The 12,978-nt window shown below is 69.0% G+C and carries 15 protein-coding genes; 6 read left to right on the top strand and 9 right to left on the bottom strand.

Annotated features, from left to right (window positions below; genetic code table 11):
• Nucleotides 1-141: 141 nt before the first annotated feature.
• The 3 genes from NK1_RS04860 to NK1_RS04850 all read left to right on the top strand — a co-directional run bounded on the left by NK1_RS04860 (nt 142) and on the right by NK1_RS04850 (nt 2,931).
• Nucleotides 142-1,671, top strand: a complete 1,530-nt coding sequence (locus NK1_RS04860) for a PucR family transcriptional regulator (protein WP_063007373.1) — start codon at nt 142-144, stop codon at nt 1,669-1,671.
• A 176-nt stretch (nt 1,672-1,847) separates the two neighbouring features.
• Nucleotides 1,848-2,168, top strand: a complete 321-nt coding sequence (locus tag NK1_RS04855; RefSeq protein WP_063007372.1) for a metalloregulator ArsR/SmtB family transcription factor — start codon at nt 1,848-1,850, stop codon at nt 2,166-2,168.
• A 28-nt stretch (nt 2,169-2,196) separates the two neighbouring features.
• On the top strand, nt 2,197-2,931 hold the full coding sequence (locus tag NK1_RS04850) for a DUF2071 domain-containing protein (RefSeq protein WP_245660350.1): 735 nt from the start codon (nt 2,197-2,199) through the stop codon (nt 2,929-2,931).
• Nucleotides 2,932-3,043: 112 nt separating this feature from the next.
• On the opposite strand, the gene NK1_RS04845 is transcribed toward NK1_RS04850, so the two are convergent.
• A complete protein-coding gene (locus tag NK1_RS04845; RefSeq protein ID WP_063007370.1) occupies nt 3,044-4,144 on the bottom strand; it encodes a GGDEF domain-containing protein in 1,101 nt (366 codons plus the stop codon).
• A 159-nt stretch (nt 4,145-4,303) separates the two neighbouring features.
• Nucleotides 4,304-4,891, bottom strand: coding sequence for a TetR/AcrR family transcriptional regulator (locus NK1_RS04840; RefSeq protein WP_063007369.1), 588 nt, complete (start codon nt 4,889-4,891; stop codon nt 4,304-4,306).
• Between the two features lie 81 nt (nt 4,892-4,972).
• Here NK1_RS04840 and NK1_RS04835 point away from each other — a divergent pair, with 81 nt between their 5' ends.
• Nucleotides 4,973-5,875, top strand: coding sequence for an alpha/beta fold hydrolase (locus NK1_RS04835; protein WP_063007368.1), 903 nt, complete (start codon nt 4,973-4,975; stop codon nt 5,873-5,875).
• Here NK1_RS04835 and NK1_RS04830 read toward each other — a convergent pair.
• The 4 genes from NK1_RS04830 to NK1_RS04815 all read right to left on the bottom strand — a co-directional run bounded on the left by NK1_RS04830 (nt 5,854) and on the right by NK1_RS04815 (nt 9,674).
• On the bottom strand, nt 5,854-7,017 hold the full coding sequence (locus NK1_RS04830; RefSeq protein WP_063007367.1) for a phosphotransferase family protein: 1,164 nt from the start codon (nt 7,015-7,017) through the stop codon (nt 5,854-5,856). The genes NK1_RS04835 and NK1_RS04830 overlap by 22 nt on opposite strands.
• Before the next feature lie 48 nt (nt 7,018-7,065).
• Entirely contained in the window at nt 7,066-8,292 is a 1,227-nt protein-coding gene (locus NK1_RS04825; RefSeq protein ID WP_063007366.1) for a cytochrome P450, read from the bottom strand.
• A gap of 171 nt (nt 8,293-8,463) precedes the next feature.
• Complete coding sequence (locus NK1_RS04820) at nt 8,464-9,021, bottom strand: ester cyclase (RefSeq protein WP_063007365.1); 558 nt, start codon at nt 9,019-9,021, stop codon at nt 8,464-8,466.
• Entirely contained in the window at nt 9,018-9,674 is a 657-nt protein-coding gene (locus NK1_RS04815; protein WP_063007364.1) for an SDR family oxidoreductase, read from the bottom strand. The genes NK1_RS04820 and NK1_RS04815 overlap by 4 nt, the downstream gene beginning before the upstream one ends.
• A gap of 79 nt (nt 9,675-9,753) precedes the next feature.
• Here NK1_RS04815 and NK1_RS04810 point away from each other — a divergent pair, with 79 nt between their 5' ends.
• Nucleotides 9,754-10,656, top strand: coding sequence for a LysR family transcriptional regulator (locus tag NK1_RS04810; protein ID WP_063007363.1), 903 nt, complete (start codon nt 9,754-9,756; stop codon nt 10,654-10,656).
• Nucleotides 10,657-10,666: 10 nt separating this feature from the next.
• Here NK1_RS04810 and NK1_RS04805 read toward each other — a convergent pair whose 3' ends face one another.
• A complete protein-coding gene (locus NK1_RS04805) occupies nt 10,667-11,239 on the bottom strand; it encodes a TetR/AcrR family transcriptional regulator (protein WP_245660349.1) in 573 nt (190 codons plus the stop codon).
• Nucleotides 11,240-11,375: 136 nt separating this feature from the next.
• Between NK1_RS04805 and NK1_RS04800 the strand changes: the two genes are divergently transcribed.
• Nucleotides 11,376-11,777 carry a cupin domain-containing protein gene (locus tag NK1_RS04800; RefSeq protein WP_245660348.1) on the top strand — a complete coding sequence of 134 codons (402 nt, stop codon included), beginning with the start codon at nt 11,376-11,378 and terminating at the stop codon, nt 11,775-11,777.
• A gap of 41 nt (nt 11,778-11,818) precedes the next feature.
• Here the strand turns inward: NK1_RS04800 and NK1_RS04795 are convergent, their stop codons facing one another.
• Both NK1_RS04795 and NK1_RS04790 read right to left on the bottom strand, forming a co-directional pair.
• Complete coding sequence (locus NK1_RS04795; RefSeq protein WP_036505631.1) at nt 11,819-12,169, bottom strand: UBP-type zinc finger domain-containing protein; 351 nt, start codon at nt 12,167-12,169, stop codon at nt 11,819-11,821.
• On the bottom strand, nt 12,166-12,867 hold the full coding sequence (locus tag NK1_RS04790; protein WP_218023051.1) for a type 1 glutamine amidotransferase domain-containing protein: 702 nt from the start codon (nt 12,865-12,867) through the stop codon (nt 12,166-12,168). Before NK1_RS04790 ends, NK1_RS04795 begins: the two co-directional genes overlap by 4 nt.
• Nucleotides 12,868-12,978: the final 111 nt, after the last annotated feature.

The raw sequence follows: 12,978 nt of genomic DNA, 5'->3' as shown, positions 1-12,978 counted from the left end.
GCACCGAGGGTCCACCTCCAGAGTGACCCGCCGACATACCCGCTACATTGTCGGCAGAAAACAATCTTGTCGGACGATATTGTCGCTGCCGAACAGCGTGACGGTCGCTCGATGTCCCGGAAGGAGTCGTGAGCTGCACCGATGGTCAAATTGGACCGGTTGATCAATATCGTGAGCCGCTACGGCGCCCGCCTCCACGGCACCGTCGTGGACCGTGCGGTCGAGATCCACAGCGTCGCGGTCCACGACCCGATCCGCCCGCACGCGGCTACCGGCGATGTGTTCCTCGCGGTCGGCGCGGCCGACCTCGCCGAAGCCCTCACCCTGGGGATGGAGGCCCGCGCCCGGGTGATCGTGGCGCGCACCTCCGAGACACCGGATGCCCGGATCCGGCAGTTGCTCGACGATCGCGGGCCGGCGCTGATGACGGTCGATCCGAGCGTGTCGTGGAGCCAGATCGCCTCGGTCGTCTACGGGCTGGTCCTCGAGGGCCGCGAAACCGAATCCGGGCGCGGTCCCAGCGACCTGTTCGCTCTCGCCGACACCATCTCCGCCTCCCTCGACGGGCCGGTGACCATCGAGGATCAGCTCTCGCGCGTGATGGCCTACTCCACCGCGCACCACGACACCGACCCGGTCCGCTCGGACACCATTCTGGGGCGGCGCATGCCCGATCGGGTGCGCCGATTCTTCGAGGAGCAGGGCATTTTCGCGCATCTGGCCCGCTCCGATGCGCCGCGTTACATCCCGCCGGCACCCGAACACGGACTGCACGGGCGCACGGTGGCCGCGGTGCGCGCGGGCCGGGAGCTGCTGGGTTCGGTGTGGGTGTCCGGTCGCGAGCCGCTGTCGGCGGATCGGGCACGGATCCTGCAGGAGGGCGCGCACACGGTCGCGCTGCATCTGCTGCGGTCGCGGGTCAGTGCCGATTTGGAACGGCAGGTGGAGTCCGAACTGGTCATCGAGTTGATCGAGGGCAGCCCCGACGCGGAGGCCGCGATCGGCAAGCTCGGCATCCCGGCCCGCGATCTGCGTGTCATCGCCTTACAGGCGCATGCCGAGCAGGAACGCAACGCCGGCATCCTGCTCGCGTTCGAACGCGCCACGACCGGTTTCGGCTGGTCGCGCCTGGGCCGCAGCACCCTGTTCGGCAATACCGTCTACACCGTGCTGCCCGCCGGGGACGATCCGGCACCGGCGTATCGGTGGATCGCCGATATCGCCGCGAGCCTGCCCGCGCATATGAGCGTGGTGGCCGGCATCGGCGGCTCCGCCGACGCACGGGAGTTGCCCGCGAGCCGTCAGGAGGCCGACGAGTGCATGGCGCTGCCGGCGGCCACCTCCCCGGCTCCGCCCTGTTATGACACCGCCTGGGATCGGGTCCTGATTCAGCGCCTGCGGTCGATGGCCTCCACCGGCCGGCTGCCGTCCCGAGATCCCGTCGCCCAGCTCGCGGAGATCGACGAGCGAGCCGGCACCCACTATCTGCCCACGTTGAAGGCCTGGCTGGAAGCCCACGGCGATCCGAACACCGCGGCCCGCAGTCTCGACGTCCATCCCAACACCGTGCGTCACCGGATGCGGCGGATGCGTGAACTGGACTTCCTCGATCCGGATGATCCGGCCAAACGCACCGCGATGCTCATCGCTTTGTCGATCCACACCGGCTGATCGCCGATCGGCGAAAACCGATGGTGACGATGGCCGGGCCGCGAATGTGACCGTGTGGTGGCAGCACGGCCTCGGCGAGATCGTCACCGCGCCGGCCGCTGCCGGGCTCGGGGGTGATCCGGCGGCTGTGAATAGTTTCGTTATTCGCTATTTAGCTATGGTGCTAAATTGTAGGCATGACCGAGTTCGGGCCTGAAGAGGAAGCCGGAGTGTTCCGCGCGCTGGCCGACCCCACGCGCCGGCAGATCCTGGAGGATCTGCGCTCCGGCGAGTTGACCGCAGGGGATATCGCCGCCAAGTTTCCGATCAGCGGCCCGTCGATCTCCCGGCATCTGGGCGTACTCAAGGCAGCCGGGCTCGTCCGAGAGCGACGAGCCGGCAATCGAATCTTCTACTCCCTTGTCGAGGAACGACTGGCACTGTGTGTCGGCAGGTTCCTGAGCGCGATCTGCCCGGAGCAGGTCATCGTCAGACAGCGCAGACCGCGAACCACCTAGAGCGAGGAACCTGATGAGACCTCCGCGGATGTCCAGCGTCGTCGAGCGACGCCTTCTTGTGAACTACCGCGTCGCCCCTGAGGCTGCCGCACGCTTGGTGCCGCCGCCGATGCGACCTCAATTGGTTGGCGGTTGGGCGGTCGCCGGGATCTGCCTGGTCCGCCTCGGGCAGTTCCGACCCAGTCGGCTACCCGGCTGGGTCGGGCTGCGCAGCGAGAACGCGGCACATCGCATCGCGGTCGAGTGGGATGGTCCGCGGGGACGCTCGACCGGTGTGTACATCTCCCGTCGCGACAGCAACTCGGTGATCAATGTCCTTGCCGGTGGCCGGCTGTTTCCGGGTGAGCACAGTCTGGCGCGGTTCGACGTGCGGGAGACGACGCAGGACCTGCATGTGGCCTTCGCCAGTCATGACAGGACCCTCTCCGTGAGCGTGGATGTCCGGACCGCTGAGCGGTTCCGGGGAAGCGAACTGTTCGCCGATCTGGCGCAGGCATCGGACTTCTTCCGGCATGGCTCGGCCGGATTCTCGGCCACACGTGGCGGTCGACGCCTCGACGGGCTCGAACTCCGGACGAACTCGTGGCACGTCGAGCCGGTCGAGGTTCAATCGGCTCGGTCCACGGTCTTCGACGACCGGGACCGGTTCCCGCCCGGCACCGCAGTGCTCGACTGCGCCTTACTCATGCGCCAGGTGCCGGTGTCCTGGCGCCCCCTTGCGCCCCTGCGGGTCGATGCCGACTCCGTGCCTGCGGGCAGATAGCGCACATCCGGAATAACCGGTCTGCGGCGGCCGCGAGGTCGGCCACGCCCAGTCGGCGCCGACGAGGAATTCGGCGCAGCACCCATGTCGTCGAGTGCGGGGCGCCGACGGGTTATCCGGTGGCCCGGTGGTGGTCCGGTGGCGGGGTGAGGTCTTCGACGACGACCAGATTTCCCCCGGCCTGCTTCGCCCGGTACATGGCGGCGTCGGCGGATTGCAGCAGCCGGTCGGGGGTCGGTCGCGGGCATCGCGGGCAGCTCGTCGTGTCGTAGACCGCGACACCGACGCTGGCGGTGACCTCGACCGTGGTGTCGGACGGTTCGGCGACGGAGCGGCGCAGGCGTTCGGCCTCGGCGTGCGCGGCGCCGCCGGCGATCGGCGTGGCGACCACGAATTCCTCGCCGCCCGTGCGGGCCACCACCGCGGTTCGTCCGGCGGCCTCGTGCAGGCGCCGGGCGGTCCGCACGAGCACGGTGTCGCCGACGCGGTGTCCCCAGGTGTCGTTGACGTTCTTGAACTTGTCGAGGTCGAAGGTCATGACGCTGATCGCGGGGTGCTGGTCGACCAATAGCGGGAGCCGGATCTCGAGGCCGCGGCGGTTCAGCAGTTCGGTCAAAGGATCCGACATCGATTCGGTGCGCAGCAGCCAGTAGAGGATCTGCAGTGCGGGTACCGCGCTGACCACCGACACGAACAGCAGCAATCCGACCGCGAGCGCCAGGCGCAGTTGCCCGCCGCCGGTGGCGATGCGCACCGACATCACGCTCACCGCCATCAGAGACCACGCCGAATGGGCCGCCAACACCCGCGCGTTGTGGAAGAAGCCGAGGTAGCTGCCGGTGACCACGAGCAGTACCGTGCCCATCGCCGCGAACACCCGATCCGGCACCTGCAGGAATTCCAGGATGAACAGCACGTCGGCGCCGCCGATCAGCAGCAGCGATTCGGTTCTGCCGGGCCAGCGCAGAAACCACCAGCGCAGTGCCCACAGCGCCCCGCACGACACCCCGACCGTGGACGCGATTCCGGGATGGCCGGGCGGGCCCACCGGCGATCCGGTGATCACCGCGCCCATCGCCGCGATCATCGCCCCGGCGACACCGACCAGCACTTTCAACGGACCCAGCGCCGATCGGGCCGTCAGGCTGCGTACCAGCCAGCAGTAGTCGACCGGATCGTTCCACCAGGCCCGCAGTGTCTTGCCGCCATTCATCGACTCACCCTCGCACCCGGCCGGTTGCCCGGCCGTCGCTCGTGTCCGGTGCGAGAATCCCGGGGCGAGGATCTCGGGAATCTCATCGGCTGATCCGCAGCAGTCTAGACCGGCAACCCGGACTCTCCGGGCGAAAATGTGGTACCCGCGCGGATCTGCTCAGCGATCGCCGGCCGCCAGGAGCAGGCGGGCCACCGAGGTGAGCCGGACCGCCATCTCCCGGTAGCTGTAGTAGCCCATCCCGGCCTGGATCATCGCCCCGCTGACCGCGATGTTCAGAGCATCGAGAAGGTGGTCGGTGCAGGTGCCGTCCAGGGCGGTGCGGACGCGGTCGCTCATGGCGGCACCGATGCGGGTGCGCAGCGCCGACACGTCGGGGTCGTGGCTGAGGATCGCGGCCGAGGCGGCCAGGCTCAGTTCCGGCTCTTCGGACATCAGCTCGCCCATCTCGGTGAATACGCTCGCCAGCCGCTGCGACGGGGTCGTGCCGGTGACCGGTCGAGCACACCAGGTGCGGATCCGGCGCCAGTACGCTTCGGCCACCAGATGCTGCTTCGCCGAGAAATAGCCGTAGGCGGTCGCGTGCGTGAGCCCGGCGCGCCGGCACACCTCCCGCATGGACAGCTGGTCGTAGCCCTGCTCCCGCAACACCTCGAGACCGGCGTCGAGCAGGCGGTCCGCGGTCTCGGCGGAGCGTCCGGCCAGCGAGCGCCGGGGCGGGCGGGGTTGTATCGCGGCCTCCACCATGAATCAGACACTAGGATGTACGCCTGTAAACAGCAAAGCCGACGCCGGCCCCAGCGGGTGCGGAACTACCGACGAGGCACGATGGCATCCACACTCACTCCCGCGCCGGATCGCGCCGAATTCGATCTGGGCCAGGTCAGCTTGCACGCCTTGACCTGGGGCGATCCCGCGGCGACGCTCGCGCTGTGCCTGCACGGCTACCCCGACACCGCCTGGACGTGGCGCCATCTCGGGCCCGCGCTGGCCGATCACGGGTACTACGCCGTGGCGCCGTTCAGCCGCGGATATGCCCCGTCGACGGTGCCGGCCGACGGTGACGTGTCGACCGGTTCGCGCGTCGCCGACGCACTCGGCATCGCCGAGCGCCTGGGCGCCGAGCGGGCCGTCGTCATCGGCCACGACTGGGGCGCCTTCACCGCGAATGCCCTTGCCGCCCTGCCGGAATCGCCGTTCCGGGCCTTCGTCGCGGCGGCGGTTCCACCGCTGGCGAGCGTCCGGATCACCCGCGACGATCTCGCCCGCCACGTGGCGCGGACGCTCGCGCAGTCGGTGAACAGCTGGTACATCCTCGCCAACCAATTCCCGGTCGTTCCCGAACGCTTCTTCACCCCGATGACCGCGTTCCTGTGGCGCCGGTGGTCGCCCGGATACGACGCCACCGACGACCTCGCCCACCTCGCCGCGGCCGCACCGCCGCAGCACCGCTCCGCGATCATCGGCTACTACCGGCAACTGGTCCGCCCGCGGCCGACGCGGCCCCGCGACCTCGACCGGCTGCTGATGTCGCCACCGATCCACCCGATCCTGCAGCTCTACGGCGGCACCGACGGCTGCCTGCGGCCCGGCTTCTTCCAGGATCTGGACCGGCACCTGCCCGCGGGCAGCCGCGTCGTCCGCATCGACGACGCCGGGCATTTCCTGCATTTGGAGAAGCCGGAGGCGGTCAACGAGATCATCCTCGACTACCTCGCAGGCGGGCAGTAGCGGTTCACTGCGTCGTTTTCCCCGATCAGCGTGCGCAGCAGGGCCGCGTGGTAGAACAGCGACTCGACATCCTCGGGCCGATCCATCTCCCCGAAATGCACCCGGCGCGAGCCGGTGCGCATGAACACACACGCCCACACCACCGCCGAGTAGACGTAGAACCAGCGCAGATCGCCGAGTTCGACACCGGTGAGGCGCCGATACGTGTCCCGAACATCGTTCTCGCGCAGGACGTCCGGCAATCCCGGCAGTCCGGCGAGCCCGCTCAACTCCTGAAACACCAGGTGCGCGAACACACACCACGCCACATCGAGTTCGCGGGGCCCGACCGTCGTCATCTCCCAATCGAGGACGGCGGCGGGACGGAAGTCGCGGTAGAGCACGTTGCCGATGCGCGCGTCGCCCCACAGCAGCACGGTCTCATCGGTCGCGATCTGTTCGGGCCAATAGGTTTCGAGCCAGTCGAAGGCGCGCTCGACCAACGGTGAACGCCCGATATCGGCCACCGCGAACTCGTACCACGCCCGCAGCCAGGTGAGGTTCTTGCGCAGGGCGGTGTCACCGGTCCGGTCGGCGACGAGGAAGTCGAATGTGGTGCCCGCCTCGGGGATCGAGTGCAGGGTGGCGAGCACCTCGATCGTGGTGTCCTGCAGGAGGCGCTGCTGTTCGGGTGCCGCGTCGAAGAACCAGTTGCCGCCGAACGTATACGGCATCACATCGGGCGGGACGATCCCCTCGACGTAGTCCATGATGAAGAAGGGGGCACCCAGCACCGTCGCCGTATTCTCCAGAAACCGCACCCGCGGAACCGGAATACCGGCCCGACCGGCGGCCTCGATGACGGCGGCTTGATGGTCGAGCCGGTAGACCGGAAAGACGGGGACGTCGGAGCCGGTGGGCGCCACCCGCATCACCCATTTCCGATGCACGGGCGCGCCGTCGGCGTCCCATCGGGCGTCGAGCACGATCGTCTCCGAGGACATGCCGTTGGCGTCGATCCCGCCGAGGACCGAGATCTCGGGCTTGTGTCCGCCCGGCATGACCGTGGCCAGCCAGTCGGCGAGCAGCGCGGGTAACCCGGTGACGTCGCGGCTCGAGCTTTGCAGCCTGCTGACGTTCTCCACGGTCGGTTCGCTGGCCACAGGCCGGCTCCTTTCACTCGGTCGGGTCATCCACGGGCCGTTCGGCTCTCATCGGGCGCCGATCGTGACCGGCATGTGCCGGATACCGGTGTGTTTGTTGCTGCGGACGTACTCGACGGGCCCACGCGGAGTGAGGGTTTCGACACGGTCGAGCAGCGCGTCGAACATGACCCGCATCTCCATCCGTGCGAGCGAGGCGCCCAGGCAGAAGTGCACGCCGCGCCCGAAGGCCAGGTGCGGGTTGGGGTTTCGGGTGATGTCGAACCGGTGGGGGTCGGTGAACACACTGTCGTCGCGATTGGCCGAGGCCCACCACAATGTGACCTTGTCACCGGCGGCGATGCGGTGGCCGCCGATCCACACATCCTCGGTGGCGGTGCGCCGGTTGTAGGGGGTCGAGGATGCCCAGCGCAACATCTCCTCGACCGCGGCCGGGAGGCGAGTTCTGTCCTGCTGCAACTGTTTCCACAGCTGCGGCGATTCGCTGAGCGCGGCCGCCCCGAGGGCGATGGAGTTGCGTGTGGTTTCGCTGCCCGCGGCGACGATCAGGCTCAGAAACAGGTGCTGTTCGGCGTCGGTCAGCGGCTCGCCGTCGACGAGGGCGTGGGTGATCACCGACAGCAGATCCGCACCCGGTGCGCCGCGTTTGCGCTGCAGCAGGTCCGCAGCGTAGGCGAACATGCGGGCCTGTGCCCGGGCGAGACGGTCGTCGACCTCGCCGACTTCGCGGCCGTCGTAGTCCAGGGTGACGTTGGCCCAGTTCATCAGTTCGTGGCGATCGGCTTGCGGCACACCGGCCAGCTCGGCGACGGCCTGCAGCGGCAGTTCCGCGGCCACATCGGTGAGGAAGTCGCACTCGCCCTTCGCCACCGCCGCATCCACGATGCCGGCCGCGCGCCGGCGCAGGTCGTCCTCGATCCGCCGCAGCGCTCGCGGGGTGGTGCTGGGTGCGAGCAGGCGACGGATCTTCGCGTGGCGGGGATCGTCCATCATGTTCAGCAGCGCACCGACCGGCACGCCCAGCGGCATATCCTCGAGCGTCGTGCCGCCGCCGTCGCGTCCGCCGCCGGATTCGGAGGAGAAGACCGTGGTGTCGGTGGCCGCGGCGACGATGTCGCCGTAGCGGCTGAGCACCCAGAAACCGTCGCCGCCGGGGCTGTGCGCGGTGGGCGGATGAAACCAGACCGGCGCCTCGCGTCGCAGCCGATCGAAGATCGGATGGGGAAATCCGCTGGTGAACCGGTCCAGGTCGGTCAGGTCGACGTCCTCGTCCACGACGTGTCACCTCCTTGCCCACATCACGCTTACCCACATCCCGAGATCGCCTGTCGGCGACTGCCGGGCGCTGTCGAACGACCCCCGGCAGCCTGCCACCTTACAGGTGTCAATCCGGCCGTAAGGCGATATTGGGAGCGCTCGCTCCCACCCCGCCGATCGGGACGGCGGTCACGGTGTCCGCCCGATCTGGCGCAGGAAGCTCAGGTTGTCCTCGATATGCCAATCCTCGATGATCCGAGCATGGTCGTCGCCGAGGTGCTGGATGTCGATGGCGCCGAATTCGACGGCCTGCCCGGAACCACCGGCCCCGTCGTAGCTGCCGGTGAAATGGCCGCGGAAGACCAGTCGTGCCGTGAGGGTGTCCCCGGTGACATACAGAACCGACAGCTCACAGGTGAGGTCGGGGACCGCGGCGCGGAATGCCTTCGACGCCGCGGCGGGTCCGGCCGGTCCCTGCGGCCGGCCCGGTGGCAGGGTGTTGTCCCGGAACGACGGTGTGACAGCCTGCCGCAGGTAATCGACGTTGCCGGTGTTCCAGAAGGTGTAGAGCCGTTGTGCCGCACGAACTTCGCGTGCGGCGCGGTCGGCGCCCAGTCCGCCGTCGATGTGCACGGCTCGCGGTACGACCAGGTCGCCGGAACGGTCGACGGGGTCGGCACGGTGCGGCGGCTGCGCCGAGCAGGCACCGAGAAGCAGTGCGGCGCAGGCGATCAACGCGATTTTCATGCCAGTCTCCCGCCGCCGTCGACATGCAGGGTGGTGCCGGTGAGGAAGGGGTTGGTCAGCGCCAGCAGTGCCGCGGCGGAGATGTCGGCCGGTGTCCCGACCCGGCGAGCCGGATTGCGATCGGCGACGGTCCGGAAGAACTCCTTCTTGCCGGGGCCGTCCCACACGCCCGAGTCGACGATGCCGGGGGAGATCGCGGTGACGCGCACCGGCGCCAGCTCGACCGCCAGCGCCTCGGCCAGAGCGGCGGCCGCGGCGTTGGTGGTGGCCATCACCGATCGTCCCGGGGACGGCCGCCAGGCCGCGACACCGGAGAACAGCAGCATCGCACCTCCGGCGCGGAATCGCGGAGCGAAGTGTTTGGCGAGCAGGATCGGCCCGATCACCTTGACGTCGAAGGCGCGGCGCACCGCATTGTGGTCGAGTGTGGTGACCGGACCGTTGGCGTGGTCGGCGGCCGGCGACACCAGGTAGTCCACCTCGCCGATACGTTCGGCCACGGCGCGCACGGTTGCCTCGTCGGCCAGGTCCAGTTCGGGCCTGCCCACCGAAATCACCTGCGCTCCTCGAGCTTCCGCTTCGGCGGCCAGATGACGGCCGATGCCCGATCCGGCGCCGACGATGACCATCTTCTTGTCTTGCAGCGTTGTCATGCCCGGTACAGCAGCGCGACAGCGCCGGATAGTCCCTTCGCCGAATGAATGTTTTCGATCGCTGCCATAGGATATGCGAATGCCAACGCTGCGGGCACTGGAATGCCTCATCGCCGTGCTCGACGCCGGCTCGATCACCGACGCCGCCACCGCACTGCACATGTCACAGCCCGCGCTGTCGCACCAGTTGGCGGCGCTCGAACGCGAGATCGGGGCACCGGTGCTGCAACGGCTGCCGCGCGGGGTGCGCGCCACCGCCATCGGCCGCGCTATCGAGGCCGACGCCCGTGCGGCGTTGACCGCGGCCGCTCGCGTCGTCGACGGCGGGCGGGCCGCGGCCCGGGGCGAAGGCGGCCTGTTGCGACTGGCCTGCGCGGAGAGCCTGACCGCGAGCCTGCTCGCCCCCGTACTGCGTACCTGGTTGCGCCGCCACCCCGCGGTACACGTGACGCTCACCGAGGCCACGAGCGCCGACGACCTCGTCCGCCACCTCGAATCCGGAACGGCCGACCTGGCTTTGGGGCCGCGGCCGACTCGCTGGACCGGCGCATCCGAACTCGTCGGCAGCGAGGAGATCGTGGCGGTCCTCCCCGCCGATCACGCCCTGGTCCGGCAGGATCGGCTCGGATTCGACGACCTCCACGACCAACCGGTGGTGCACTATCATCCCGACAACGGTCTCGCCGGCTGGCTCGACGCCCGAGCCGCCGCCCACGGCGTCATCCTCAGCCCGGTCATGCGCACCCGGCAGGCTGCCACCGCAGCACAACTGGCCGCGGCCGGACTCGGCATCGCCCTGGTCCCCGTCACCGCCCTGGGCCCCGGCCTGCCCGCGACCCTGAAACGCTTGCACTCCAGCGTGTCCCGCGATCTCGTCTGTCTGCTCGCCACCCCCGCCGATCCACTGCTGCGCCGCTTCGCCTCCGACCTCGTCGACCGCGGTGTCCCCGTGAACCCCTCGGCCGCACGCCAACTCGGCTGATCCGCGACGGCTACGACGTACGCGGCCGCAGACCGTCGAGCATCAGGTCGAGCAGGCGCCGCCAGTCTCCGCTGCCGGTGCGGATCGTCGCCGAGATCGCACCGACGAGCATGTAGGCGTCCGCGGCCGTGCAATCCTCCCGCAGCGCACCGGCCTCTCGATCGCGGGTGATGATCTCGCCGACAACGGTTTCCAGCCGGGCGCGAGAGGATCCGCGCGGCTCGCTGCCGGGCGACCGGCGGGCGGCCTCGACGGCCGCGGACAGGCCCTGATCGGCGCTGAGCAGCTCGCCGACGTGCGTCAGATAGCGTCGCAGCCCCTCGCCGGCGTGAGCGAGACACTCTGCGCGAGCATAGTTCTCGATCTCCGCGAAGCGCTGCTCGGCCGCCGCGTCGACGAGCTCGGCGAGGGTGGGGAAGTGGCGATAGACCGTGCCGACCCCGACACCCGCGGCACGTGCCACGTCGGGCAACTGCACCTGAGAGCCCTTCTCGGCGAACAACTCTCGAGCCGCACGCAGGAGGCGGTCGCGGTTGCGGGCCGCGTCGGCGCGGGCCTTTCGTGGCGTCGCGGGTGTTGACACCTGTCCGTCCTTTCCGGCTACCATCAAGACGGAAACGGATTCCGATTCCGTTTTACCTCGCGGGAAGGGTAGCACGATGTCGCACAACAGATTTCTCCACTTGACTCCGGGAAAGGTGCGCCCGGGGCGGGTTCCGATGCCACCCGCCTTCGCGGTCAAGGCCACCACCGCCGACACCGAGGGCCGGTTCTCACTGCTCGAGGTGACCCTGGCCCGAGACATCCCGCGACACACGCACGAGGTAGCCGACGAAAGCATCTACGTGCTCAGCGGTGAGCTCGGAGTCGACTTCGACGACCGGTCGCTCGTCGCACCGGCGGGCACGTTCGTCCTACTGCCACACGGGATTCCGCACGCCCTGCGCGCGGTCTCGGACCCGCCGCCCACAGTGCTCCAGATATCGTCGCCGGGCGGATGGGAATGCTATCTGGAAGATCTGTTCGAAGCGGGCCCCACCGTACTCACCGACGGCGCGCTCGATCCGCGCAAGATCAACCCGATCGCCGCGGCACACAGCATCCGCTACGACGAACACTGAACGCCGGGCCGGCGGGGGATCGGCGGCCCGGCGGCGCGCCGTCAGTGGATGTGGTCCTGCCAGTCCGCGGGGACGTGCCCCGCGGGCCCCGGCACCGGCTGCGTCTCCGGGTGACTGGTCGGTGGCGCCAGTTCCGGCCCCTCGCCGACCGCGCCGTCGCGGTAGTCGTAGAACCAGTCCTCACCCGGTTCGAAGCTCTGGATGATCGGGTGGCCGGTACTGCGGAAATGGGCGGTGGCGTGCTGGGCGGGGGAGGTGTCGCAGCACCCCACATGCCCGCAACGCGCGCACCGACGCAGATGCACCCACCAGCCGCCGGCGGCGACGCACTCCGCGCAACCGGTTCCGCTGGCGGGCACCTCGACGTCGATATCGCTGCCGGAATCGCTCACCGCTGATCTCCTTTCAGGGTCGCGACCACCGCTTCGGCCACTCCGCGCGCACTGGCGGGGTTCTGACCGGTGATCAGCCGCCCGTCGGTGACGACGTAAGGTCCGAACGGCTCGTCGGCCATGCTGTAGTCGGCGCCCAATTTCACGAGTTCGTCCTGAAGACTGAACGGTACCGCGTCGGCGCGCTGAGCGGCTTCCTCCTCCGGCCACGAGAACCCGGTCACCCGCCGCCCGGCGATCAGCGCCGCCCCGCTCTCCAGCGGGACGTTCAGCAATCCGACCGGACCGTGACACACCGCCGACACCACGCGGCCGCTGTCGTGGAAGGCCGCGGTGAGCGCACCCAGATCGTCGCCACGGAAGTCGAACATCACCCCGTGCCCGCCGGTGAAGTAGATCGCGTCGTAATCCTCGACCTCGATCTCACCGATACTGCGCGTGCGGTCGAGCAGGTCCATGAATTTTCGGTCGCGGTAGCGGCGATCGGTCCCGAGATCGGCGAGCACGTCGTGAGCCAGGCTCTCCGGATCGATGGGCACGAATCCGCCTGCGGGACTGGCGATGTCGACGGCAAAACCGTGTTCGGTGACGTAGTCGTAGAAGTGGGTCAGCTCGCCGAGCCACAGCCCGGTGCGATAGCCGGCCTTCTCGTATTCACCGGCATTGGTGACGATGACCAGAATCCGGTCGGTGGCCACGGCGATCTCCTTCCGGTCGATGCGATGGGCGACCGGCCGTCCGAGATCACTGTCGTCCGATCCGGGAAGACCGCCGGCCGCGTGACGTCGATCACAACCTAACACAGGCGC

It is taken from the genome of Nocardia kruczakiae NBRC 101016 (assembly GCF_001612965.1).
In the GTDB taxonomy this organism is placed as follows: domain Bacteria; phylum Actinomycetota; class Actinomycetes; order Mycobacteriales; family Mycobacteriaceae; genus Nocardia; species Nocardia kruczakiae.
This window is presented reverse-complemented; position numbering and strand designations above follow the sequence as displayed.

Coding starts and splice junctions, on each gene's coding strand:
- NK1_RS04835 (WP_063007368.1), top strand. CDS start 4,973: ATGGCATCCACACTCACTCCCGCGCCGGATCGCGCCGAATTCGATCTG.
- NK1_RS04815 (WP_063007364.1), bottom strand. CDS start 9,674: ATGACAACGCTGCAAGACAAGAAGATGGTCATCGTCGGCGCCGGATCG.
- NK1_RS04855 (WP_063007372.1), top strand. CDS start 1,848: ATGACCGAGTTCGGGCCTGAAGAGGAAGCCGGAGTGTTCCGCGCGCTG.
- NK1_RS04800 (WP_245660348.1), top strand. CDS start 11,376: ATGCCACCCGCCTTCGCGGTCAAGGCCACCACCGCCGACACCGAGGGC.
- NK1_RS04810 (WP_063007363.1), top strand. CDS start 9,754: ATGCCAACGCTGCGGGCACTGGAATGCCTCATCGCCGTGCTCGACGCC.
- NK1_RS04820 (WP_063007365.1), bottom strand. CDS start 9,021: ATGAAAATCGCGTTGATCGCCTGCGCCGCACTGCTTCTCGGTGCCTGC.
- NK1_RS04845 (WP_063007370.1), bottom strand. CDS start 4,144: ATGAATGGCGGCAAGACACTGCGGGCCTGGTGGAACGATCCGGTCGAC.
- NK1_RS04840 (WP_063007369.1), bottom strand. CDS start 4,891: ATGGTGGAGGCCGCGATACAACCCCGCCCGCCCCGGCGCTCGCTGGCC.
- NK1_RS04850 (WP_245660350.1), top strand. CDS start 2,197: ATGTCCAGCGTCGTCGAGCGACGCCTTCTTGTGAACTACCGCGTCGCC.
- NK1_RS04860 (WP_063007373.1), top strand. CDS start 142: ATGGTCAAATTGGACCGGTTGATCAATATCGTGAGCCGCTACGGCGCC.